We start from the raw sequence: 20,786 nt of genomic DNA on the forward strand, positions 1-20,786 counted from the left end.
GCGCGCGGCGCCGCGCGCTCAGCGCGCGGCGGCCACCAGGCCGTGCGCGGCCGCGACGGCCTCGTTGACGACCTGCCCCGCGTGCACGTTCACCCCGAGCGCGAGCGCCGGGTCCGCAGCGGTCGCCGCCTCCCAGCCCTGGTTCGCGATCGCCACGGCGTACGGCAGCGTCGCGTTCGTCAGCGAGATCGTGCTGGTGCGGGGCACGGCTCCGGGCATGTTCGCCACGCAGTAGTACACCGAGTCGTGCACGGCGAAGGTCGGGTCGTCGTGGGTGGTCGGGTGCGAGCCCTCGAAGCAGCCGCCCTGGTCGATCGCGATGTCGACGAGGACCGACCCCGGCTGCATGTCCGCGACCATGGCGTCGGTGACGAGCTTCGGCGCCGAGGCTCCGGGGATGAGCACGGACCCGATGACGAGATCGGCGTCGCGGAGCGCTTCGGCGATCGCGTGCGACGAGGACCGCAGCGTCGTGATCCGACCGTCGAACCGTGCGTCGAGCGCGCGCAGTCGGGGCAGGCTGATGTCGAACACGGTCACGTCCGCTCCCATGCCCAGGGCCATGGTCGCGGCGTGCTCCCCCGCGACGCCGCCGCCGATCACGACCACGCGGCCCTTCGGCGTCCCGGGCACCCCGCCGAGGAGCAGCCCGCGGCCGCCCTTCGTACGCATGAGGTGGTTCGCGCCGACCTGGGCGGACAGCCGTCCGGCGATCTCGGACATCGGCGACAGCAGCGGGAGCGAACGGTCCGGCAGCTGCACGGTCTCGTACGCGATCGCGGTGGCGCCGGAGTCGATCAGGGCGTCGGTGAGCGGCCGGTCGGCGGCGAGGTGCAGGTAGGTGAAGAGGACCTGCCCGGGTCGGATCGACGCGTACTCCGATGCGACGGGCTCCTTCACCTTGAGGATCATCTCGGCGCGCGACCACACGTCGGCCGCGGTCGGGACCACGGTCGCGCCGGCTTCGGCGTACTCGGCGTCGGGGAAGGACGATCCGTCGCCCGCTCCCGCCTGCACGAGCACCTCGTGGCCGTGCAGCGTCAGCTCGGCGACGCCGGCCGGGGTGGCGGCGACACGGAACTCGTTGTTCTTGATCTCGGTGGGGACGCCGATGAGCATTGCGGACTCCTTCGTGGGCGGTGCTGGTGTCCCCACCATTGAGCGCCGAATTCGTTACGGGAGTGTTACTGCCGAACTTTCCTGCACCGTTGCGCTGATCCGTGCCACGAGATTCGGCGCGGGCCTCAGAACACCTTGCCCGGATTGAGGATCCCCGCGGGGTCGAACACGTTCCGGATACCCCGCTGGAGCTCGAGCACATCATCGCCGAGTTCGTCGCCGATCCACCGCCGCTTGAGCACGCCCACCCCGTGCTCCCCGGTCAGCGTCCCGCCGAGTTCGATCGCCGCGCGGAACAGCTCGTCCGCCGCCTGCCACACGTGCGGGGGTACCTCGTCGCCGTCGAACACGAAGTTCGGGTGCAGGTTGCCGTCTCCCGCGTGCGCGACCGTCGGGATCGAGATGCCGTGGCGGGCACCGATCGCCTCGACCCGCGCGAACATCTCGGCGAGTCGGCTGCGCGGCACGGCGACGTCCTCGATGAGCACGCGGCCGCGGGCCTCCATCGCCGGGTGGAACGAGCGACGGATCGTCAGCAGGCGGTCGCGTTCCGCCGCCGACGCGGCCAGGCGCACGGTCCCGCCGACCTCCTGGAGGCCTGCCACGGCTCCCAGCGCCGCCTCGGCCGCACCAGGACCGTCCCACTCGACGAGGAGGAACACCCCGTCCGCCGACGTGCTCCCCATCGTCTCGGTCATCACCGCTGGTCCGAGGTACGCCGCGATCCCCTCGAGCGCCGCCCGGTCGAGCAGTTCCACCGTCGACGGGCGGGCAGCGTCGGTGACGACGAGCGCCGCGGCCCACGCCGCACGCTCGACGTCCGGGTAGACGGCCGCCAGCGTCGCGGGCTCACCCTCCGGGATCGGCACGAGGCGAACGGTCGCGCCGACGATGACGCCGAGCGTGCCCTCCGACCCGACGAGCAGTGCCGTGAGGTCGAGGCCGGTGACACCCTTGACGGTTCGGTGCCCGGTGGAGATCAACCGGCCGTCGGCCAGGACCACGTCGAGCCCGAGCACGGCCTCCCTCGTGACGCCGTACTTCACGCAGCGCAGGCCGCCGGCGTTCGTGGCGATGTTGCCGCCGACGCTCGCGATCGCCGCACTCGCGGGGTCTGGCGCGAACCGCAGGCCGAACTCGGCGACCGCGGCGTTCAGATCGCCGTTCAGCACGCCGGGTTCGACGATCGCGTACTCGTCCTGCGTCGACACCCCGAGGATGCGGTCCATGCGCGCCACGCTCAGGACGACGCTGCCCTCGGTGCCGTTCGCACCACCGGCGAGCCCGGTGCCGGCGCCGCGCGGGACGACCGGGACACCGAGCTCGGAGCACGTCCGGAGGGTCGCCTGCACGTGCTCGACCGTCCGGGCCTCGACCACGACGCGGGGACCGCCAGGGGCGATCCAGCCGGACTTGTCCGTCCGAGCCGCGTCGAGCACGGCACGCTCGGTCCGGACGACCTCGCCGTCCGGGTCGGCGAGCGCGGAACGGAGGGCGGTGACGACGGTGTCCATCCCGCCACGCTACCGAGCGCGGAGGGACTCGCTCGGCAGTTCCCCGAAACGGGACCGGTACGTCGCCGAGAACCGGCCGAGGTGCCCGAAGCCCCACGCACGGGCGACGTCCGCCACCGACGTGTCGTCGCGGTCGCCCCGGACGAGGTCGGCCCGTGCACCGTCGAGCCGCACGCCACGGAGCAGGTCACCAGGGGTCTGGTCGAGGTGCCGACGGAGCGACTGCTGCAGCCCGCGCGGACTGAGTCCGGCCGCCGCGGCGATCTCCGGCGTGCCGATCGGTTCGCGCGCGTGCTCGTGCACGTACTCGAGCGCTCGCCGGAGCCGCTCGTGCTCCGGCCCGCTGCCGGTCACGGTCGACCGCCACCGGCTGCGCTGCGGGAACGCCGCGATCGCCGCGGTCGCGAACGCCTCGGCGATGTCGCGCTGCGCCGTCGCGGTGAGCTCGTGGTCGACGTCGAGCCAGGTGGCCGAGTGCGCACGGACGACGGACTGCCAGGCCCGCATCCCCTCGGCCGACGGGCGGCGCAGGGGTTCGAAGGCGAAGTCGTCCTCGCCCACGACGGACCGGAGGAACCCGGCGTCGAGGTGCACGAGGTTGAGTGCGATGTCGCGGTGGTGGAGTTCGTAGGTGTCGCAGAACGGCAGCACCACGGGCACGCCGGCTTCGAGGTCGTGCGATTCGCCGCCGTACGTGATCGTGCTCGAGCCGCTGCGCATCCAGGCGACGAGGAACTGGTCGTCGACCCGGCTGTCGCTCCGGAGGTCGACCAGGAACCGCGAGGACCGCAGGGACATCCGGTCGTCGCCGACCCCCGCGAAGTCCCAGTGGGGCTGCGTGCGGGTGCGACGGACGGACGGCGTGCGGAAGTCGTAGTCACCGCCGAAGAACGCCAGTGCCTGGTCGACGTCGGTGCCCACGAGTCGCCGGAAGTACCGGGTGTCGCCGGAACGGCGGGGATCGATGGTGGCAACCATGCTCCAGAACGTACTGCGCACCACCGACAATCCGGATCGGAAGGTGACGCAGGACGCCGCTCAGGGCTGCAGGATCGCCTGCCCGACGCTCTCGTCCAGGATCAGGTCCGTGATGAGCCCGGCGGCGAGGGCACCCTTCAGCGAAGCGGCCTTCGACCGTCCGGCGACGACGCAGACCCGACGAGGAGCGCGCTTGATCGTGTCGAGGTCCGGCGCCCCCGCGCGGGCGTTCACGCCGATGTCCTTCCAGGACCCGTCCGCCCGGTAGAAGACGGTCGAGACGTCCCCGACGACCTGGGCCTTGGTCAGCTCGTCGCGGTCGGACGGGTCGAGGTAGCCACCGGAGTACACGTGCGAGGGCACCGGGGCCTGGGGCGCGCCGACGCCGAACACGACGAGGTCCATGCGTTCGTGCAGGTCGAGCACGCGGCGGATCGAGCGCTCGCGGAACAGGGCCTCCTTCGTCGCGGGGTCGTCGAAGAACGCCGGGACGGGGAACTGCTGCACGAAGGCGCCGTAGGCCTCGCCGAACCGACGGAGGATCTCGGACGCGTAGACGATGCCGGTGGTGCGGGTGTTCGCCGCGCCGTTGATCTGCACGACCGTCGAGCCGTGGGTCGTCTTCGGCACGAGGTAGCGGCTGACGGCGCTCACGGTCGAGCCCCAGGAGATCCCGATGACCATGTTCGACTCGACGTACTGCGTCAGGATGCGGGCGGCGGACAGGGCGACCCGCTCGAGGCGGTCGACGTCGCTCGTGTGGTCGGGCACCGGTACCACGTGCGCGTGCACCCCGAAGCGCGACCGGATGCTGCGGCTCAGCGCGGCGGCCTGGTCGAGCGGCGACCGGATCTGGATGTCGACGAGCCCGGTGTCGCGGGCGTACTTCAGCAGGCGCGACACCGACGACCGCGACGTGGCGAGCTCGTCGGCGATGGCGTCCATCGTCAGGTCCTGCAGGTAGTAGAGGTGCGCAGCGCGCAGCGCCTGCTGCGTGCGCATGGGTTGAGCCGCATCGCTCACGAGTGCTCCGATCGGTAGAACGCAACCATGCACGGACGTGCACGGCCTCTGCAACCCCTGTCGCGCCTCCAGGCCAGCGTCCGGGCCGTGTCCACACGTGTGCTGCACGTTCGTGCACGCGAGTTGCCCGACCTCTCACCCGAGGCGCACGATCGGTGGCGAACCCCACGGAACCGACCAAGGAAGCGACGCACCATGTCGAAGAAGACGCAGCCCCGGAACACGGTGAACGCGCTCACGGAGCGCCCGAACGCACAGGTCCTCGTGGTCGGTGGCGGCATCAACGGCATCGCCACCTTCCGCGACCTCGCCCTGCAGGGGGTCGACGTCGCCCTCGTCGAGCGCGGCGACTACGCCTCCGGCGCGTCGGCCGCGTCGAGCCACATGATCCACGGCGGCATCCGCTACCTGGAGAACGGCGAGTTCCGCCTGGTGCGCGAGAGCGTGCAGGAGCGCAACGGCCTCATCCGCATCGCCCCGCACTACGTCAAGCCGCTGCAGACGACGATGCCGATCTTCTCGACCTTCTCGGGCATCATGAACGCCCCGCTGCGCATGCTGACGCACAAGCAGCGCTCCACGAAGGAGCGCGGCGCGATGCTCATCAAGATCGGCATGACGATCTACGACTCCTTCTCGCGTGACGGCGGCTCCGTCCCGAAGCACGTCTTCCGCACGAAGAAGGCCGCGCTCGAGGACATGCCGGCCCTCAACAGGGACCTCAAGTACACGGGCACCTACTACGACGCCTCCGTGCACGAGCCGGAGCGTCTCGCGCTCGACGTGCTCAAGGACGGCCTCGCCGCAGGGAAGGGCACCGGCTCCGCCGCGACCGCCCGCGCGACCAACTACGTCGAGGCCGCCGGCACCCGCGACGGCGGCGTGCTGCTCCGCGACCGCGAGACCGGTGCGGAGTTCGTGTTCACGGCCGACGTCGTCATCAACGCCTCCGGCCCCTGGACCGACCTGACGAACGGCGCGTTCGGCGGCGAGACGAAGTTCATGGGCGGCACGAAGGGCTCCCACATCGTCGTGCACAACGACGAGCTGCTCGAGGCGACGAAGGGCCGCGAGCTCTTCTTCGAGAACGACGACGGCCGCATCGTGCTCATCTACCCGCTCAAGGGCCGGGTGCTCATCGGCACGACCGACATCGACGCCGACCCCTCGAAGCCGGTCACCACGACCGACGAGGAGATCGACTACTTCTTCGGCCTCGTGAAGCACGTGTTCCCGCAGATCGAGGTCACCCGCGACCACATCGTCTACAGCTACTCCGGCATCCGCCCGCTCCCCCGTCACGAGGACACCGCCCCCGGCTTCGTCTCGCGTGACTACCGGATCGTGGACACCCCGATCGCCGGGCTGCCGCGGTCGACCGTGCTGTCGCTCGTCGGCGGCAAGTGGACGACGTTCCGCGCCCTCGCCGCGCACCTGTCGACCGAGGCCACCACCAAGCTCGGCGTCACCCGCTCGGTCGACACGACGGGCATGCCGATCGGTGGCGGCAAGGACTTCCCCACGACTGACGCCCAGCGCGCCCTCTGGATCAAGTCGCACCGCGACGGGCTCGACGCGTCGGTCGTCGAGGGGCTCCTCGAGCGCTACGGCACCCGTGCCGCCGAGGTCGTCGACGTCCTGGTCGACGGCCCCGTCGAGCCGCTCGAGTCCGACCCCGCGCTGACCCGCGCCGAGGTCGCGTACTTCGCCGAGCACGAGCAGGCCGTGCACCTGGTCGACGTCGTGCTGCGTCGGACGAACCTCGCGTTCGTCGGTGGCGTCACGATCGACCTGCTCGACGAGCTGGCCGACGTGCTCGCGGGAGCGCTGGGCTGGACGCCCGAGGAGCGCGCCGACGAGGTCCAGCGCACGCTCGACGTCCTGCGCGAGTCGCACGGCGTGATCGTGCCGCTGACGTCCGCTTCGCAGCTCGCGTAGCGCAGGCGGCGTCTCGTCTCACCGAGACGAGACGCGCCCTCGTCCGCGAGACGCCGCCTCGACGACGAGACGCCGCCGGATCCGGCGGCGTCTCGTCGTCGAGGCGGCTTCTCGCTGCGCACACGGCGTTTCGCCGCGTGCGTGCACGTCCTGTGTGAGACGGAATGGAGGCGCGGTGCCAGCTGGCACCGCGCCTCCAGTCCGTTGCGTGGTCGCGTTCGCGACCGTGCGTCAGAAACGCTCGCCGGTCGGGTCCTGCGCCGTCCGGTCGATGAGCTGCTCGCCGCCGACCGGTTCGCCCTCCCAGTCGACCAGGCGCCAGCCGTCGTCGAACGAGCCCTCGAGCTCGACGATCCCGGTGTTCTCCAGGTGCCGCTGCGTCCCGAAGTGGTCCGGCGTGTTGTCCGCCGCCGCGCTCGCCCAGGTACGGATCGCGGCACCGTGGCTGAACGCGGCCGCGACGTCGACCCCGGTCTCGAGGATCTGCCGGACGGCGTCGTCGTAGCGGGCGAAGAACTCGTCGCCGCTCTCGGCTCCGGGCATCCGCGTGCTGCGGTCCCCCGCCGACCACCCGTGCACCGTCGAGATGTACATCTGCACGGACACCTCGTCGCGTTTGCCCTGGGTGTCGCCGGCCTCGATCTCGCGGAGCCCCGGCAGCACGACCGGCTCGAGGCCGAGCGACGCCGCCAGGGGTGCCGCGGTGATCTGTGTCCGGACCATCGTCGAGACGAACAGCCGCTCGATCCCCCGGTCGGCGAGGGCGGCGGGGAGCGCGTCAGCCTGCTGCTGGCCGAGTTCGGTCAGACCCGGCCCGGGGACCTCGGCGTCGAGGACGCCGTTCACGTTCGCGGGGGTCTGGCCGTGGCGGATGAGCAGCAGTCGCATGGAACCACCCTACGGAACACCGGCGACGTCACCCCTGGCGGGTGTTCCAGCGCGGGTCCTTCTTGTTGATGACGTACACGCGGCCGCGGCGGCGGACCACCTGCGAGCCGGGGATCTTCTTGAGCGCCTTGAGCGAGTTGCGGACCTTCACGGAGTCTCCTTCGAATGGCGTTCTCTTGTTGAGAACGATGATCATGTACATTAGCCGACATGCGTCCCGCCGCCATCACCCTCGTCTCCGCCCTGCACGACGTCGACACCGACCGGGTGGCCGCACGGATCTCCGTCGGCCACCGGATGCACGCGCGTGGGAGCGCGTTCGCCGCGGCACGCGCGATCGCCGAGCGGGCCGACCAGCTCGACCGCGTCTGCGGGCCCGACGCCGACCACGGCCTGGTCGTCACCCTGCCGCCCGGAGCCGACTCCCGCGCGGTCGGGATGATGCTCGCGAACGCCGCACGGTCCGAGACCGGCGACGACCGGATCCTGCGGCACGTCGTGAGCGTCCTGCGCGCCGACGACGTCGTGCGACTGCTGTGGTCCGACGTCGACGACGCCTTCGTCGCAGCCGACCGGGTGGCATCACTCGTCGAGTACGCCACCGTCATCGCCCTCGACCGTGTCGGGCCCGTCCCGGTCGACCGCCGCCGTGCCCTGCTCGCGCTGCTGCACCGGCTCGCGCCGCAGGCCGTCGTCGTGGCGGTGTCGTCGATCCGGAGCGCCGCGGACCTGCCGGCGTCGAACGGCGGGGCGGCGAGGGTCCTCGCGGCCGGGGCCGGGTGGATGCGGGCGCTCTCCGGCTCGGCGGGACGGGACCCACGGGACGGCCTGGTCGCGCTGCGGTACCGGGAGCCACTGCCGTTCCACCCCGCACGGCTCGCCACGGTGATCGAGCACGACCTCGCGGCCGGGGTCAACGGGCGGGTCCTGCGGTCGAAGGGGTTCTTCCGCCTCGCCTCACGACCGGACCACGTCGGAGTCTGGTCGAGCCTCGGCGCGATGCTGGCGCTCGATCCCACCGCGAACCCGTCGTGGGACGAGGACGCACCGATCGGTCAGGCACTGTGGTTCGTCGGCGAGGGGCTCGACGTCCACGCGATCGAACGGGCGCTCGACGGGGCGCTGCTCACGGCGCCGGAGCTGCTCGCGGGGCCGGAGCTCTGGCGGTCGTGGGCGGACCCGTTCCCGGTGTGGCCGGCGCTCGACCCGTCCGGGGAGCACCGGCACGAGTGACGGGCGGGCGGGCGGGCGGCCGGGCTGCGGGTGGGCTCGGAACGACGAGTCCGACGTCGTACGACATCGGACTCGTCGTTCCGAGTCGACGGGCGGCCGGTCAGCGCGCCGCGCTCAACCCCTCGTCACGAGCAGCCTCACGCGCTCGACGCGCAGCGTCCTCGGCGGCGAACGGCAGGTCCCCCAGGTCGAGGTTCGGGTTCGTGTCCTGCGTCTGCACGAGCTCGCGGGCCTCGTCCTCCGTCTCCACCGCCGGCATCGAACCGGGCAGCGGGCGACGCGAGGACTCCTTCATGCAGAACACCCCGACGGCCCCGAGGACGCTCATGGCCATCAGGAAGTACGCCGGCGCGAGCTCGTCACCCGTCGCCGTGAGCAACGCCTGCACGATGAGGGGCGTCGTCCCACCGAACACGGCGATGGCGATGTTGTACGCGAAGCCCATTCCCCCGTACCGCGTCGAGGTGGGGAAGAGTGCCGGCAGGGACGCCGCCTGGTTCGACACCCACAGCGCCGTCATGAGCGCGAGGAGCCCGAGCCCGGCGAGCGTCGACCACTGCGCACCGTGGCCGATGAGCAGGAACGCGGGGACGACGAGCACGACCGTGGTGGCCGCGCCGATCCACATCACGACGCGGCGGCCGAGCTTGTCGGACAGCTTGCCGGTCAGGGGCAGCATGACCGCGAGCAGCACGAGCACGGGGATCGTCAGGAGCGTGCCGTCGAGCGCGGAGTAGCCGAGCGAGTCGGTGAGGTACGTCGGCATGTACGACGTCAGCGCGTACCCGACGGTGTTCGAGGCGGCGACGAGCATCACGGCGATGACGATCGGGCGCCAGTGGTCGCGGACCATGACGAACACGTTCGCGGGGCGCTCGTCCTCGAAGGACGCACGGTTCGACGAAGCCGCCTCCTGTGCGGCCTGCGTGGCCTGGAACACCGGGGACTCCTCGATCCGCAGGCGGAAGTAGATCGCGACCACACCGATCACCCCGGCGGCCAGGAACGGGAAGCGCCAGCCGTAGGCGGTCATCGCCTCGTCGCCGAGGGTGATCTGCAGCACCGAGACGACGGTCGCACCGAGCGCGAAGCCCAGGTAGCTGCCGAAGTCGAGGATGCTCGCGAAGAACCCGCGACGGCGATCCGGGGCGTACTCCGTGACGAACGTGGTGGCACCGGCGTACTCACCGCCGGTCGAGAAGCCCTGCGCGAGCTTCAGCACGACGAGGACGATGGGCGCGAACACCCCGATCGTGGCGTAGGCGGGCAGCGCGCCGATGAGGAACGTCGACGCCGCCATCATGATCAGCGTCGTCGCGAGGACCTTCTGCCGACCGATGCGGTCGCCGAGCCGACCGAACACGATGCCGCCGAGCGGACGCGCGATGTAGGTCGCCGCGAAGACACCGAGGCTGAACAGGATCTGGACGGAGGGTTCGGCGGTGGGGAGGAAGACCTTCCCCATCGTGACGGCCAGGTAGCCGTACACACCGACGTCGTACCACTCCATGGTGTTGCCGACGACCATGCCACTGACGGCTCGGCGCATCATGCTCTTGTCGACCACGGTGACGTCGCTCACGCGGAGGCGTCGCTCGGGTCGGGTCGGGGTTCGGCTGGGATCGGAGCCCATGCGTTTCTCCTCGAGGGGATCGGCGGGCCGACGGGTACCGGCCCGGGAACAGCGGACGACGTTACCGAGCAACCGAAATGTCATTGGCCGGTGATTCACAGGTACCGGGCGTGTCACCCGAACGAGGGCCACCTGACTCCCGCGCGCCGACGGCGATCGCGGCCCTTCGCGGCGGGGCCGTAGCATCGCGTCATGGCGATCGAACCCGAGACGAAGAACTGGACGTGGGTCATCGAGTCCGCGTGCCCCGAGTGCGGCTACGACGGCAGCACCGTGACGATCCGCGACGTCCCGGGCATCATCGACGCGAACACGTCTGCATGGCCGGCCGAACTCGCCCGCGACGACGTGCGCGACCGCCCCGACGACCAGACCTGGTCACCGCTCGAGTACGGCGCGCACGTCCGGGACGTCCACCGGAAGATGGCGGAGCGGCTGGCGCTCATGCTCGCCGAGGACGCGCCCACGTTCCCGAACTGGGACCAGGACGCCACTGCCGTCGAGGACGACTACGCCGCGCAGGACCCCGCCGTCGTCGCCCGCGAGCTCGGCGAGGCCGCGCACCGCGCGGCCCGGGCGTTCGACGACGTCCGGGACGACCAACTCGGCCGCACGGGCCTCCGCTCCGACGGCAGCGCGTTCACGGTCGCGACGCTCGCCACCTACTACGCGCACGACCCGGTGCACCACCTGTGGGACGTGCGGCGCACGCGGTAGACGCACCCACCTGACGGCCTGGAGGCGCGTGGCGGCCCCGCCCCGCGCCTCCAGGCCGTCACCGGGTCGGGTTCCCGGGAACGAGCGCGCAGGATCAGGCGAGGGCGTCGAGCAGGGCGCGCGCCGTCGCGGCGTCCGTCACCAGCTCGTTGACCAGTCCCCCGCGCACCGCACCGACGATGCTCGCGACCTTTGCGGCCCCGACCGCCACACCGACGGCGTGCGGGACGGACGACAGGACCTCGCGGGAGGTCCGCACCATCCGGTCGCTGCCCGGGAACTCGATCGCCGAGCCGTCGGCGGCGTAGAAGTTGAGGCACACGTCACCGGCGGCCTGGTCGAAGACGGCGTCCTCGACGGGGACGCCACGCGCGAGGGCGTCGCGGGTCGGGGTCGGCGCGCCGATGCCGAGGATCGCGCCCTTCGCCCGCCCCCAGAGCCCGACGACGTGCTGGAACGCCGGGTCCTCGTCGAGCGAGGAGCGCATCGCGGGCGACGGCAGCGCCTGCGCGAAGAGGAACGCCGGGATCGCCCCGGAGTGCTCCGCGGCGGTCCGGGTGATCTCGTTCGTCTGGAACCAGGGCATCGGGTCCGCCTGCCCGCCGACGGTCGGGACGAGCTGCACGCCGGCCAACGGGGGCATGCCCGCGTGCGCGACGTCGTACACGGTGCGACCGGAGGACATCAGGACCGCGTCACCGGGGACGAGCGACATCCCCTCGACCGCGGCGGCCAACGGTGCGGCCAGGTCGGCCCCGAGCGTGGCGGTGTGCGTCACGGCGGCGAGGTGCACGGCCCGGAGCCCGAGCACGACCTGCAGTCGTTCGGCGAGCGCGACGGTCTCGTCCTGGAACGGGTCGACGACCTCGATGCGGACGAGGCCGGCCCGGCGCGCCTCGGCCACGAGTCGCGACACGGTCGGGCGCGAGACACCGAGGCGCGAGGCGATCTCGACCTGGGTGGCGTCCTCGAGGTAGTACATCCGCGCAGCCTGGTAGACGGTGTCGAGCGGGAAGCGGGTCCGGGCACCCTCGGCGGCGGGGATCTCGGCGGACATGGGGCGATCGTAGTCCCGGCACTCGTCAGCGGATCGTGAACCCGCCGTCCACGCGGAGGTCGGCACCGTTCACCATCGCGCTCGACTCGCCGGCGAGGAAGAGCACCGCGGCGGCGATCTCGTCGGGGGTCGCGAAGCGTCCGGTGGGGATCTCGTCCTGGTGCCGGATGCCGTTCTCGTTCGCCCAGGCCGCTCGGCCGAGGTCGGTGAGCACCACGGTCGGCGAGACGGTGTTCACGGTGACGCCACGCCCGCCCCACTCGAGGGCGAGCACGCGGGTGAGCCCGATCACACCGGCCTTCGACGCGCAGTACGCCGCGTGGCCGTCGATACCGACGTGGGCCGCCTGCGACGCGATGTTCACGATCCGCCCGTACCCGGCGGCGAGCATGTGCCGGCCGGCGGCCTGCGCGACCCGGTAGGTGCCCGTGAGGTTGACGTCGATGGTCTTCGCCCAGGACGCGGCGTCGAGGTCCTCGGCCGGGGCGAGGGCTGCGATGCCGGCGCAGTTCACGAGCACGTCGATGCCGCCGAACTGCTCGGAGACGGCGGCGACCGTGCGGGCGACGGAGCCCTCGTCGGTGACGTCGCAGCCGAAGCCGGCGTGGACGCCGACCCTGTCGTCGACCCCGTCACCGGCCACGGCGTCGGCCGCTGGCAGGTCGGCTGCCGCAGCGGCGGCGCCCTCGGCCCGGACGTCGACGATCGCGACCCGCGCGCCACGCTCGGCGAGCGCCCGGGCGACGGCGTTCCCGATGCCCGAGGCGCCCCCGGTGACGATCGCGGTGCGACCGGTGAAGTCGTTCGTCAGGTCCACGCTGCTCGGGCCCGGGCGGAGGGCCGCGGCGAAGTCGGTGGGGGTGCTGGTGGTCATGTGCGCTCCGTTGCGTTCAGTCAGCCGTTGGACCAGACCGTACCAGAAATTGTGTTCTGGACAAACGTTCCGGAGGGTGTACAGTCATCGCCGAAGCCACCCAACGGAGGAACAGCTCATGTCGACGACGACCGAGAACGCGGCCACCACCACCGCCGCCACCACCATCCCCACGACGATGCGCGCCGTCGTCGTCCACGGCCCGGGCGACTACCGCCTCGAGACCCGCCCCGTGCCGACGCCGGGCCCCGGCGAGCTCCTGCTCCGCACCGACGCCGTCGGCATCTGCGCCAGCGACCTGAAGTGCTACCACGGCGCCGCGAAGTTCTGGGGAGACGAGAACCGCCCCGCCTGGGCCGAGAAGGACCGCATCCCCGGCCACGAGTTCGTCGGCACGATCGTCGCCGGCGACGACGACACCCTCGCCAAGCGCGGGGTGTCCGTCGGCGACCGCATCGCGTGCGAGCAGATCGTGCCGTGCTGGGAGTGCAAGTACTGCCTCGAGGGCGCGTACTGGATGTGCAACGTCCACGACATGTTCGGGTTCAAGGGCTACGACGGCGCCATGGCCGAGTACGTCCTCGTGCCCGCCAAGGCCCTGACGCACCCGGTGTCGAGCGCCCTCCCCGGCCAGGTCGCCGCCTTCGCCGAACCGCTCTCCTGCGCCTTCCACGCCGTCGAGCGCGGCGACGTCAAGTTCGGCGACACCGTCGTCATCGCCGGCGCCGGCCCGATCGGGCTCTCCGCCATCGCCGGCGCCCGCCAGAAGAACCCGCTCCGCATCATCGCGCTCGACGTCGTCGAGGCGAAGCTCGAGCTGGCCCGCAAGGTCGGTGCGGACATCACGATCAACATCGCCGAGGACGACGCCGTCGCCCGCGTCAAGGAACTCACCGACGGGTACGGCGCCGACGTCTACATCGAGGCGACCGGCCACCCGTCCGCGGTGCCGCAGGGCCTCAACCTGCTCCGCAAGCTCGGCACGTTCGTCGAGTACTCGGTCTTCAAGGACAACGTCTCCGTCGACTGGTCGATCATCTCCGACGACAAGGAACTCGACATCCGCGGCGCCCACCTCGGCCCGCACACCTGGCCGGCCGCGATCAAGCTGCTCGAGACCGAGACCCTGCCGATGTCCGAGATCTGCACGCACCAGTTCCCGCTGGAGCGCTTCCAGGAGGCCCTCGACCTGGTCGGCGACTCCGCCGGCGCCAGCGTCAAGGTGTCGATCATCCCGTCCCTGCAGGCCTGAGCCGAAGCCCACCACAGGAGTCAGCAAGCATGTCAACGACGACACAGCGCGCCACCGGTGCGCCGACGACGCCCCGCACCGAGGGCCGCCTCGACAAGATGGGCATCCCCCGCCCGCTCGCCCTCGGGTTCCTCGCCGTCCTGGTCTTCATGACCGGCAACGGCGTCGAGTCGAACTTCATCACGCCGCACATGGTCGCGGTCCTCGGCAGCCCCGAGGCCACGGTCGCGACGATCGTGACGTTCTACAGCCTCGCCGCGCTCATCGGCAGCTACGTGTCCGGCGCCCTGTCCGACCTGGTCGGTCCGCGCCGGGTGATGATCCTCGGCTTCGCCGTCTGGGTCGTCTTCGAGGTCCTGTTCCTGCTCGCGCTGAACGTCGGCAGCGTCCCGTTCGCCGCCGTGACCTACGCGATCCGCGGCTTCGGGTACCCGCTGTTCGCCTTCGCGTTCCTGGTCTGGGTGAACATCACCACGCCGGTCGAGCGGAACGGTTCGGCCGTCGGCTGGTTCTACGTCGCCTTCACGGGCGGCCTGCCGACGCTGGGGTCCCTCTTCGCGATCGGCGCCATCCCGGTGTTCGGCGGCGGCACCGGCGGTGAGACGGGCGCGATGGTCGCCTCGATCGGCCTGGTCGTCATCGGCTTCCTCATCCTGCTGTTCGGCGTGCGCCTGCCGAACGGGTTCTCCCGCATCGCACCGGAGGGCGAGAGCGCCTGGCGCGTGCTGACGAGCGGCATCCGGCTCACGGCGACACGACCGAAGATCCTGATGGGCTTCCTGGTCCGACTGATCAACACCGCGCCCGAGTTCGGCATGTTCGTCGTCCTGCCCGCCGTGATCGCGAACGAGCGTGGTTGGGGGCAGAGCCGCTGGCTGCTCATGACCGTGTGCGTCTACGCGACGAACATCCTGGTCAACGCGCTGTTCGGCTGGGTCGGCGACAAGATCGGCTGGCAGCGCACCGTCAAGTGGTTCGGCATCGTGGGCTCCGCGACCGGACTCGTCGCCTGGTGGTACGTCCCGCAGCTCGTCCCCGCCGGGTCCGACTGGGGCTACGTGCTCTCGGTCATCGCCGGCTGCGTGTTCGGCTGCCTGCTCGCCGGGTTCGTCCCGATGGGCGCGATCATGCCGGCGCTCGCCCCGGAGCACAAGGGCGCCGCGATGGCGATGTACACGACGGCTGCGGGTGGCGCGGCGTTCCTCGGCACCGGTGTGGTGGCCGCGGTGCTCGCCCTCGGCGGCGGCGGTCAGGCCGTGACCTGGACGTTCGTCGGCCTGTACGCCTGCGCGTTCGTGATGATCCACTTCCTCAAGGTGCCCCAGGGCCGGAGCGCACACTGAGTTCCGGGCGACGGCGGCCGTCCCGCCGTCGCCCGGTGCACCACCCCCACACGACCGAAGGACACGCACCATGACCACGATCCACGACGACCCCGACGAGTTCGCCGAGGACCAGCTCGCCGGCTGGCTCGCCCTCTACGCCGACCGCGTGCGGGGCGTGCACGGCGGCGTCGTCGCCCTGCCGACCGAGGGCGCCGAGCCGCAGGTCGCCGTCGTCGTCGGCGGCGGCTCCGGCCACTACCCCGCGTTCTGCGGCGTGGTCGGCCCGGGCTTCGCCACCGGCGCCGTCGTCGGCAACATCTTCACGTCGCCGTCCACCGCGCAGGTCTACTCCGTCGCCAAGGCCGCCGACCAGGGGAAGGGCGTCGTGCTCTCGTTCGGCAACTACGCCGGCGACACGATGAACTTCGGGCTCGCGGCCGAGCGGCTGAACGCCGAGGGCATCGACACCCGCATCGTGGTGGTGACGGACGACATCGCCAGCGCCGACGAGGAGTCGAAGCGCCGCGGCATCGCGGGCGACTTCTCGGTCTTCAAGGCGATGGGTGCCGCAGCGGCAGCGGGTGCGGACCTGGACGAGGTCGAACGGATCGGCAACGCGTCCAACACGGCGACCCGCACCATCGGCGTCGCGTTCTCGGGCTGCACCATGCCCGGCGCGACCGAGCCGCTCTTCACCGTCCCGGACGGCCACCTCGGCCTCGGGCTCGGCATCCACGGCGAACCCGGCATCGAGGACGTCCCGCTGCTGCCCGCGACCGAGCTCGCGAGCCTGCTGGTCGAACGGCTGCTCGCGGACCGTCCGGCGAACGCGGGCACCAGGGTCGCCCCGATCCTCAACGGTCTCGGCGACACCAAGTACGAGGAGCTCTTCCTGCTCTGGGGCCGCGTGCTCCCGCTGCTGCAGGACGCCGGCATCGAGGTCGTCGAGCCCGAGGTCGGCGAACTCGTCACGAGCCTCGACATGGGCGGCTGCTCGCTCACCCTGCAGTGGCTCGACGACGAACTCGAGACGCTCTGGAGGGCCGACGCCTACACGCCCGCGTACCGCAAGGTCGCGGCGGCGGTCGCCGCGCTCGTGCCGGCCGACGCGGTGGACGCGGCGGAGGACGAGGCGACGGTCGTGCCGGAGGCGAGTGGTGCCTCCAGGCAGACCGCGCAGACGGCGCGCGCCGCGATCGAGGCCGTCGACGCGCTCCTGCGGGAGCACGAGGAGGAGCTCGGCCGCATCGACGCGGTCGCCGGTGACGGCGACCACGGACGCGGCATGGTCAAGGGGATCGGTGCGGCCCGCAAGGCGGTCGACAGGGTCGGCCAGGAGGCAGGGGTCGCCTTCGTCCTCGGACGCGCCGGTGATGCGTGGGCCGAGTTCGCGGGCGGCACCTCCGGGGTCCTGTGGGGTGCGGCACTCGAGGCGTTCGGTCGGTCGCTGCGCGACGACCGCTCCGCGTACGAGCCCGCAGACGTCGTCGAGGCAGCGCAGGCGTTCGCGGACTCGATCGTGCACCTCGGCGGGGCGTCGCGCGGGGACAAGACCCTGCTCGACGCACTGCTGCCGTTCGTCGACGAGCTGCGGAGCGGCGTCGACGCTGGCAGCTCCCTCACCGAGGCGTGGCAGGCTGCCGCCGAGGTCGCGGTGTCGGAAGCCGCGGCGACCGCAGACCTGAAGCCGAAGGTCGGGCGGGCCCGGCCGCTTGCGGAGAAGAGCCTGGGGACACCCGACGCGGGTGCCACCTCGATGGGGATGATCCTCACGCGGGTCGGCGAGGTCCTCGCCGCCCGTGCAGCAGACAAGGAAGGGACACACGCATGACGTACCGTCTCGTGGTCGGCTCGGACGATGCCGGGTTCGACTACAAGGAGATCATCAAGGCCGACCTCCTCGGCGATCCGCGGGTGGAATCCGTGGTCGACGTCGGGGTGGACGCGGACGGGCACACCGCCTACCCGCACGTGGCCGTCGACGCAGCACGACTCGTCGCGAACGGTGAGGCCGACCGGGCGATCCTGATCTGCGGCACCGGTCTCGGCGTCGCGATCAGCGCGAACAAGGTGCCGGGCATCCGCGCCGTCACGGCGCACGACTCGTTCTCGGTCGAGCGGTCCATCCTGTCGAACGACGCCCAGGTCCTCTGCATGGGCCAGCGCGTCATCGGCGTCGAGGTGGCCCGACGCATGGCGAAGGAGTGGTTGGGCTACGAGTTCGACCGCTCGTCCGCGAGCGCCGCGAAGGTCCAGGCGATCTGCGAGTACGACGGCTCGGCGCCCGCGGGCGTCGACGCCTCCGCCTAGGGCGCGCCGCGCTCCGCTGCGGGGCGGCGCGCGCCGCCGAGGGGCGGCGCGCGCCGCCGAGGGGCGGCGCGCGCCGCCGAGGGGGCGCCGCGCGCCGCACAACCAAAGTGGGCCGGAACCGCGAACTTCCGCGGTTCCGGCCCACTTCGGTTGTGCGGCGGCAACCGGAACCGGGTCAGCCGCGGGCCGCCAACCGGTGCACGACGGCCTTCGTCGCCTCGTACAGCTCGCGGTAGTCGCGGTACCCCGGTTCGTACGCGGCCGTCGCCGCCGGGTCCGGTTCGATGCGGGCTGCGGGCGGGTTCCAGGCGCCGAGGTCGACGCCGTCGCCGGGCCCCGCCACGAGGCCCGCCGCGAGGAACGCCGACCCGTAGCAGGCACCGATCGTCACGCTCGGCACCGTCTGCGGCAACCCGGTGACGTCCGACACGATCGTCGGCCACAGCCGCCCGAGCAGTCCCCCGCCGGCGCCGACGAGTTCGCGGACCTCGACGCCGGCCTCCCGCAGCACCTCGATGTTGTGGCGCACCGCGTACGCCGTGGCCTCGAGCGTCGCCCGGTACAGGTCGCCTCGCGTGTGCCGGACGGTCAGCCCCGCGATCACCCCGCGGGCGTCCGGGTCGGCGATGGGTGTCCGCTCGCCCGCGAAGTACGGCAGCATGAGCAGCCCGTTCGCGCCGATGCCGGAGCAACGGGCCTCCTCGAGCATCGTCGACCACTCGCCGTCCACGAGCCGCCGCAGCCAGTCGGTGATCGCGCCGGAGGTCGCCATCCCGCCGGACACGCTCGGCTGCCCCGGGTGCGTCCCGACCGTCGTCCACATCCCCGGCACCGGGATCGGCTGGGCCGTCGGCACGATCATGAACATCGTGGTGCCGTACTGCAGGAACATCCGGCCCGGCACGGACTCGCCGACGCTCACGCCCTCGGCCCAGGCGTCGATCGTCCCGGCCGTCACGGGGATGCCGGCCGGGAGGCCCGTGGCCGCGGCCGCCTCGTCCGTCACGACCCCGGCCCGGTCACCAGACCAGACGAGCCTGGGCATCTCGAGCCCCGGGGCGAGCCGCTCGCACCACTCCGGGATCCAGGCGTTCTCGTGCACGTCGTAGAGGGGCGTCGTCTGGCTCGCCGAGTGGTGGTCGAGGACGTACTCCCCCGTCAGCCGTTCCACGATGCGCGACGACGGCATCGTGAACCTGGCGGCCTTCGACCACACCTCGGGCTCGTGCCGGGCGACCCAGGCGAGCTTCACCCCGGCCGCCTGCGTGCTGAGCGCCGACCCGCAGCGCTCCCGGATCGCCCCCTCGCCGCCGAGCTCCGCGGTGACGTCCTCGAGCATGTCCGCCGTCCGGGTGTCGACGCCGTACAGGATCGCCGGACGCAGCGGTTCCCCGGCGTCGTCGCTGAGGAGCACGCACGGACCGATGCCGCTCACCCCGACGGCGGCGACGTCGGCGTTCGGCACCCGCTCGAGCAACTCGCGCGTCAGCGTCGTGAACTCGTCCCACCAGACGTCGGCGTCCATCTCGACGAGCCCCTGCTCCGGGCGGTCGACGTCGTGCTTCCGGCTGACCTCGGCGATGACGGTGCCGTCGAACCGGGCGAGCAGCGCCTTCGTGCTCGACGTCCCGATGTCCAGACCGAGCACCGCCCGCATGCCGTCTCCCTCGTCGCCACCGACCGTCGTCGGTCGTGCCACGAGTCTACGAACGATTGACGCCCGTCATCCTCGCGGTGGACGACGGCGCGCGCCTCGGGAGGGATCGTTGGAGTACGGCGACGCCCAGGCTCCTGTCGGGGGCCGGACGTACCGTACTCCCGACTCCGATGCTCCACCGAGGGGAAACCGATGAAGAAGTCAGCCTGGCTGCCCGCCGTCATCGCGCCGGTCGTCGTCGCCGGCGCCGTCGCGGCTCCGATGATCGCGAACGCCGCCAGCGACCCAATCGCCGGCACGAGCCCGACCGCGGCCGCCGTCATCGCGAGCATCGCCCAGTCGTCCGACGCGCAGTACTCCGGCAAGCTCGTGCAGACGAGCGACCTCGGACTGCCCGAGCTCCCGACCGGATCCGGCGGTTCCTCGCTCGAGGGGAACGCGTCCGACGCCCTCGGCCTGCTGACCTCGTCGCACACCGCTCGTGTCTACGTGGACGGCGCCGACAAGCAGCGGGTCCAGCTGACCCAGCAGCTCGCCGAGCAGGACCTCGTCCGGAACGGCTCCGAGGTCTGGACCTGGGACTCGAAGGAGCGCACGGCGACGCACGTCGTCCTGCCGAAGGACGCCGCGACGCCGAAGAGCGGCACCGCGACGCCGTCCGACATCGCGCAGCAGGCGATCGACGCGATCACGCCGAGCACGAAGGTCTCGAAGCCGAAGGACGTCCGGGTCGCCGGGCACGACGCCTGGCAGATCACGCTGACGCCGAAGTCCTCCGGCACCCTGGTGGGCTCCGTGCGGCTCGCGGTCGACCAGCAGACCGGTCTCCCGCTGCGCGCCACGATCGAGGCGACGGGCCAGTCCGACCCGGCCGTCCAGGTCGGCTTCACGAGCCTGCAGTACGGCGCGCCGGCCGAGCGGCTGTTCGACTTCACCCCGCCGTCGAACGCGAAGGTCGAGACGAAGGACCTCTCCGACGCGCCCGCACACGCGAAGGGTGACGCCCAGCACCGGTCCGCACCCTCCGGAGACGAGCCGACGTTCACCGGGAAGGGCTGGAGCACGATCGCCGAGCTCCCGAAGGGTTCCGTCGACCAGTCTGCGCTCGGCGACGACGCGACCGGGCTGCTCGACCAGCTGACGAAGTCGGTCGACGGCGGCCGCGCCGTGCAGACCTCGCTCGTGTCCGTCTACCTGACCGACGACGGACGGGTCCTCGCTGGTGCCGTGCCGGTGTCGGCGCTGGTCGCCGCCGCGAAGTGAGCACG

18 protein-coding genes are annotated in these 20,786 nt (G+C 71.8%); 8 read left to right on the forward strand and 10 right to left on the reverse strand.

From position 1 onward, the window contains the following. Window positions 1–18 precede the first annotated feature (18 nt). The 4 genes from ald to CRP27_RS06935 form a co-directional block, all read right to left on the reverse strand. On the reverse strand, window positions 19–1,119 hold the full coding sequence (gene ald, locus CRP27_RS06920) for an alanine dehydrogenase (RefSeq protein WP_097179969.1): 1,101 nt from the start codon (window positions 1,117–1,119) through the stop codon (window positions 19–21). Window positions 1,120–1,244: 125 nt separating this feature from the next. After that, entirely contained in the window at window positions 1,245–2,633 is a 1,389-nt protein-coding gene (locus CRP27_RS06925; protein ID WP_097179970.1) for an FAD-binding oxidoreductase, read from the reverse strand. 9 nt (window positions 2,634–2,642) lie between these two features. Further along, a complete protein-coding gene (locus tag CRP27_RS06930; protein ID WP_097179971.1) occupies window positions 2,643–3,611 on the reverse strand; it encodes a helix-turn-helix transcriptional regulator in 969 nt (322 codons plus the stop codon). 60 nt (window positions 3,612–3,671) lie between these two features. Continuing rightward, on the reverse strand, window positions 3,672–4,613 hold the full coding sequence (locus CRP27_RS06935) for a sugar-binding transcriptional regulator (protein WP_097179972.1): 942 nt from the start codon (window positions 4,611–4,613) through the stop codon (window positions 3,672–3,674). 216 nt (window positions 4,614–4,829) lie between these two features. Here CRP27_RS06935 and CRP27_RS06940 point away from each other — a divergent pair, with 216 nt between their 5' ends. Further along, window positions 4,830–6,572, forward strand: a complete 1,743-nt coding sequence (locus tag CRP27_RS06940; RefSeq protein ID WP_097179973.1) for a glycerol-3-phosphate dehydrogenase/oxidase — start codon at window positions 4,830–4,832, stop codon at window positions 6,570–6,572. Window positions 6,573–6,803: 231 nt separating this feature from the next. Here the strand turns inward: CRP27_RS06940 and CRP27_RS06945 are convergent, their stop codons facing one another. Together CRP27_RS06945 and ykgO are read right to left on the reverse strand one after the other, a co-directional pair. Then, window positions 6,804–7,460, reverse strand: a complete 657-nt coding sequence (locus CRP27_RS06945) for a histidine phosphatase family protein (RefSeq protein WP_097179974.1) — start codon at window positions 7,458–7,460, stop codon at window positions 6,804–6,806. A 28-nt stretch (window positions 7,461–7,488) separates the two neighbouring features. After that, the gene (gene ykgO / locus CRP27_RS06950) at window positions 7,489–7,611 is read right to left on the reverse strand and encodes a type B 50S ribosomal protein L36 (protein WP_056224971.1); all 123 of its coding nucleotides are present in this window, start codon (window positions 7,609–7,611) and stop codon (window positions 7,489–7,491) included. Between the two features lie 59 nt (window positions 7,612–7,670). Between ykgO and CRP27_RS06955 the strand changes: the two genes are divergently transcribed. Beyond that, on the forward strand, window positions 7,671–8,693 hold the full coding sequence (locus tag CRP27_RS06955; RefSeq protein WP_097179975.1) for a GTP-binding protein: 1,023 nt from the start codon (window positions 7,671–7,673) through the stop codon (window positions 8,691–8,693). A 100-nt stretch (window positions 8,694–8,793) separates the two neighbouring features. Here CRP27_RS06955 and CRP27_RS06960 read toward each other — a convergent pair whose 3' ends face one another. Then, complete coding sequence (locus tag CRP27_RS06960) at window positions 8,794–10,326, reverse strand: MFS transporter (RefSeq protein ID WP_097179976.1); 1,533 nt, start codon at window positions 10,324–10,326, stop codon at window positions 8,794–8,796. 192 nt (window positions 10,327–10,518) lie between these two features. On the opposite strand from CRP27_RS06960, the gene CRP27_RS06965 reads away from it, so the two are divergent. Beyond that, window positions 10,519–11,043 (forward strand): DinB family protein, encoded by a 525-nt coding sequence (locus CRP27_RS06965; protein WP_097179977.1) that lies wholly within the window; start codon window positions 10,519–10,521, stop codon window positions 11,041–11,043. A gap of 94 nt (window positions 11,044–11,137) precedes the next feature. Here CRP27_RS06965 and CRP27_RS06970 read toward each other — a convergent pair whose 3' ends face one another. Continuing rightward, window positions 11,138–12,100, reverse strand: coding sequence for a sugar-binding transcriptional regulator (locus tag CRP27_RS06970; protein WP_097179978.1), 963 nt, complete (start codon window positions 12,098–12,100; stop codon window positions 11,138–11,140). Between the two features lie 25 nt (window positions 12,101–12,125). Beyond that, entirely contained in the window at window positions 12,126–12,974 is an 849-nt protein-coding gene (locus CRP27_RS06975) for a GolD/DthD family dehydrogenase (protein WP_097179979.1), read from the reverse strand. Window positions 12,975–13,092: 118 nt separating this feature from the next. Between CRP27_RS06975 and CRP27_RS06980 the strand changes: the two genes are divergently transcribed. The 4 genes from CRP27_RS06980 to CRP27_RS06995 all read left to right on the forward strand — a co-directional run bounded on the left by CRP27_RS06980 (window position 13,093) and on the right by CRP27_RS06995 (window position 17,861). Continuing rightward, complete coding sequence (locus CRP27_RS06980) at window positions 13,093–14,226, forward strand: zinc-binding dehydrogenase (RefSeq protein ID WP_097179980.1); 1,134 nt, start codon at window positions 13,093–13,095, stop codon at window positions 14,224–14,226. Between the two features lie 29 nt (window positions 14,227–14,255). Continuing rightward, entirely contained in the window at window positions 14,256–15,569 is a 1,314-nt protein-coding gene (locus CRP27_RS06985) for an MFS transporter (RefSeq protein ID WP_217990701.1), read from the forward strand. Between the two features lie 70 nt (window positions 15,570–15,639). Continuing rightward, window positions 15,640–17,382: a dihydroxyacetone kinase family protein gene (locus CRP27_RS06990; RefSeq protein ID WP_097179981.1), complete on the forward strand. Its 1,743-nt coding sequence runs from the start codon at window positions 15,640–15,642 to the stop codon at window positions 17,380–17,382. Continuing rightward, window positions 17,379–17,861, forward strand: coding sequence for a ribose-5-phosphate isomerase (locus CRP27_RS06995; protein ID WP_079236733.1), 483 nt, complete (start codon window positions 17,379–17,381; stop codon window positions 17,859–17,861). Before CRP27_RS06990 ends, CRP27_RS06995 begins: the two co-directional genes overlap by 4 nt. Before the next feature lie 175 nt (window positions 17,862–18,036). Here the strand turns inward: CRP27_RS06995 and CRP27_RS07000 are convergent, their stop codons facing one another. After that, window positions 18,037–19,560: an FGGY-family carbohydrate kinase gene (locus CRP27_RS07000; RefSeq protein ID WP_255257467.1), complete on the reverse strand. Its 1,524-nt coding sequence runs from the start codon at window positions 19,558–19,560 to the stop codon at window positions 18,037–18,039. Between the two features lie 150 nt (window positions 19,561–19,710). On the opposite strand from CRP27_RS07000, the gene CRP27_RS07005 reads away from it, so the two are divergent. Further along, window positions 19,711–20,781, forward strand: a complete 1,071-nt coding sequence (locus CRP27_RS07005) for a sigma-E factor regulatory protein RseB domain-containing protein (protein ID WP_097179982.1) — start codon at window positions 19,711–19,713, stop codon at window positions 20,779–20,781. Window positions 20,782–20,786 lie beyond the last annotated feature (5 nt).

Source organism: Curtobacterium sp. 314Chir4.1, from assembly GCF_900215175.1.
Taxonomy (GTDB): domain Bacteria; phylum Actinomycetota; class Actinomycetes; order Actinomycetales; family Microbacteriaceae; genus Curtobacterium; species Curtobacterium pusillum_A.

Bases quoted from the DNA above. Each gene is read 5' to 3' on its own strand.
- ald (WP_097179969.1), bottom strand. From the start codon at position 1,119: ATGCTCATCGGCGTCCCCACCGAGATCAAGAACAACGAGTTCCGTGTC.
- CRP27_RS06925 (WP_097179970.1), bottom strand. From the start codon at position 2,633: ATGGACACCGTCGTCACCGCCCTCCGTTCCGCGCTCGCCGACCCGGAC.
- CRP27_RS06930 (WP_097179971.1), bottom strand. From the start codon at position 3,611: ATGGTTGCCACCATCGATCCCCGCCGTTCCGGCGACACCCGGTACTTC.
- CRP27_RS06935 (WP_097179972.1), bottom strand. From the start codon at position 4,613: ATGCGCACGCAGCAGGCGCTGCGCGCTGCGCACCTCTACTACCTGCAG.
- CRP27_RS06940 (WP_097179973.1), top strand. From the start codon at position 4,830: ATGTCGAAGAAGACGCAGCCCCGGAACACGGTGAACGCGCTCACGGAG.
- CRP27_RS06945 (WP_097179974.1), bottom strand. From the start codon at position 7,460: ATGCGACTGCTGCTCATCCGCCACGGCCAGACCCCCGCGAACGTGAAC.
- CRP27_RS06955 (WP_097179975.1), top strand. From the start codon at position 7,671: ATGCGTCCCGCCGCCATCACCCTCGTCTCCGCCCTGCACGACGTCGAC.
- CRP27_RS06960 (WP_097179976.1), bottom strand. From the start codon at position 10,326: ATGGGCTCCGATCCCAGCCGAACCCCGACCCGACCCGAGCGACGCCTC.
- CRP27_RS06965 (WP_097179977.1), top strand. From the start codon at position 10,519: ATGGCGATCGAACCCGAGACGAAGAACTGGACGTGGGTCATCGAGTCC.
- CRP27_RS06970 (WP_097179978.1), bottom strand. From the start codon at position 12,100: ATGTCCGCCGAGATCCCCGCCGCCGAGGGTGCCCGGACCCGCTTCCCG.
- CRP27_RS06975 (WP_097179979.1), bottom strand. From the start codon at position 12,974: ATGACCACCAGCACCCCCACCGACTTCGCCGCGGCCCTCCGCCCGGGC.
- CRP27_RS06980 (WP_097179980.1), top strand. From the start codon at position 13,093: ATGTCGACGACGACCGAGAACGCGGCCACCACCACCGCCGCCACCACC.
- CRP27_RS06985 (WP_217990701.1), top strand. From the start codon at position 14,256: ATGTCAACGACGACACAGCGCGCCACCGGTGCGCCGACGACGCCCCGC.
- CRP27_RS06990 (WP_097179981.1), top strand. From the start codon at position 15,640: ATGACCACGATCCACGACGACCCCGACGAGTTCGCCGAGGACCAGCTC.
- CRP27_RS06995 (WP_079236733.1), top strand. From the start codon at position 17,379: ATGACGTACCGTCTCGTGGTCGGCTCGGACGATGCCGGGTTCGACTAC.
- CRP27_RS07005 (WP_097179982.1), top strand. From the start codon at position 19,711: ATGAAGAAGTCAGCCTGGCTGCCCGCCGTCATCGCGCCGGTCGTCGTC.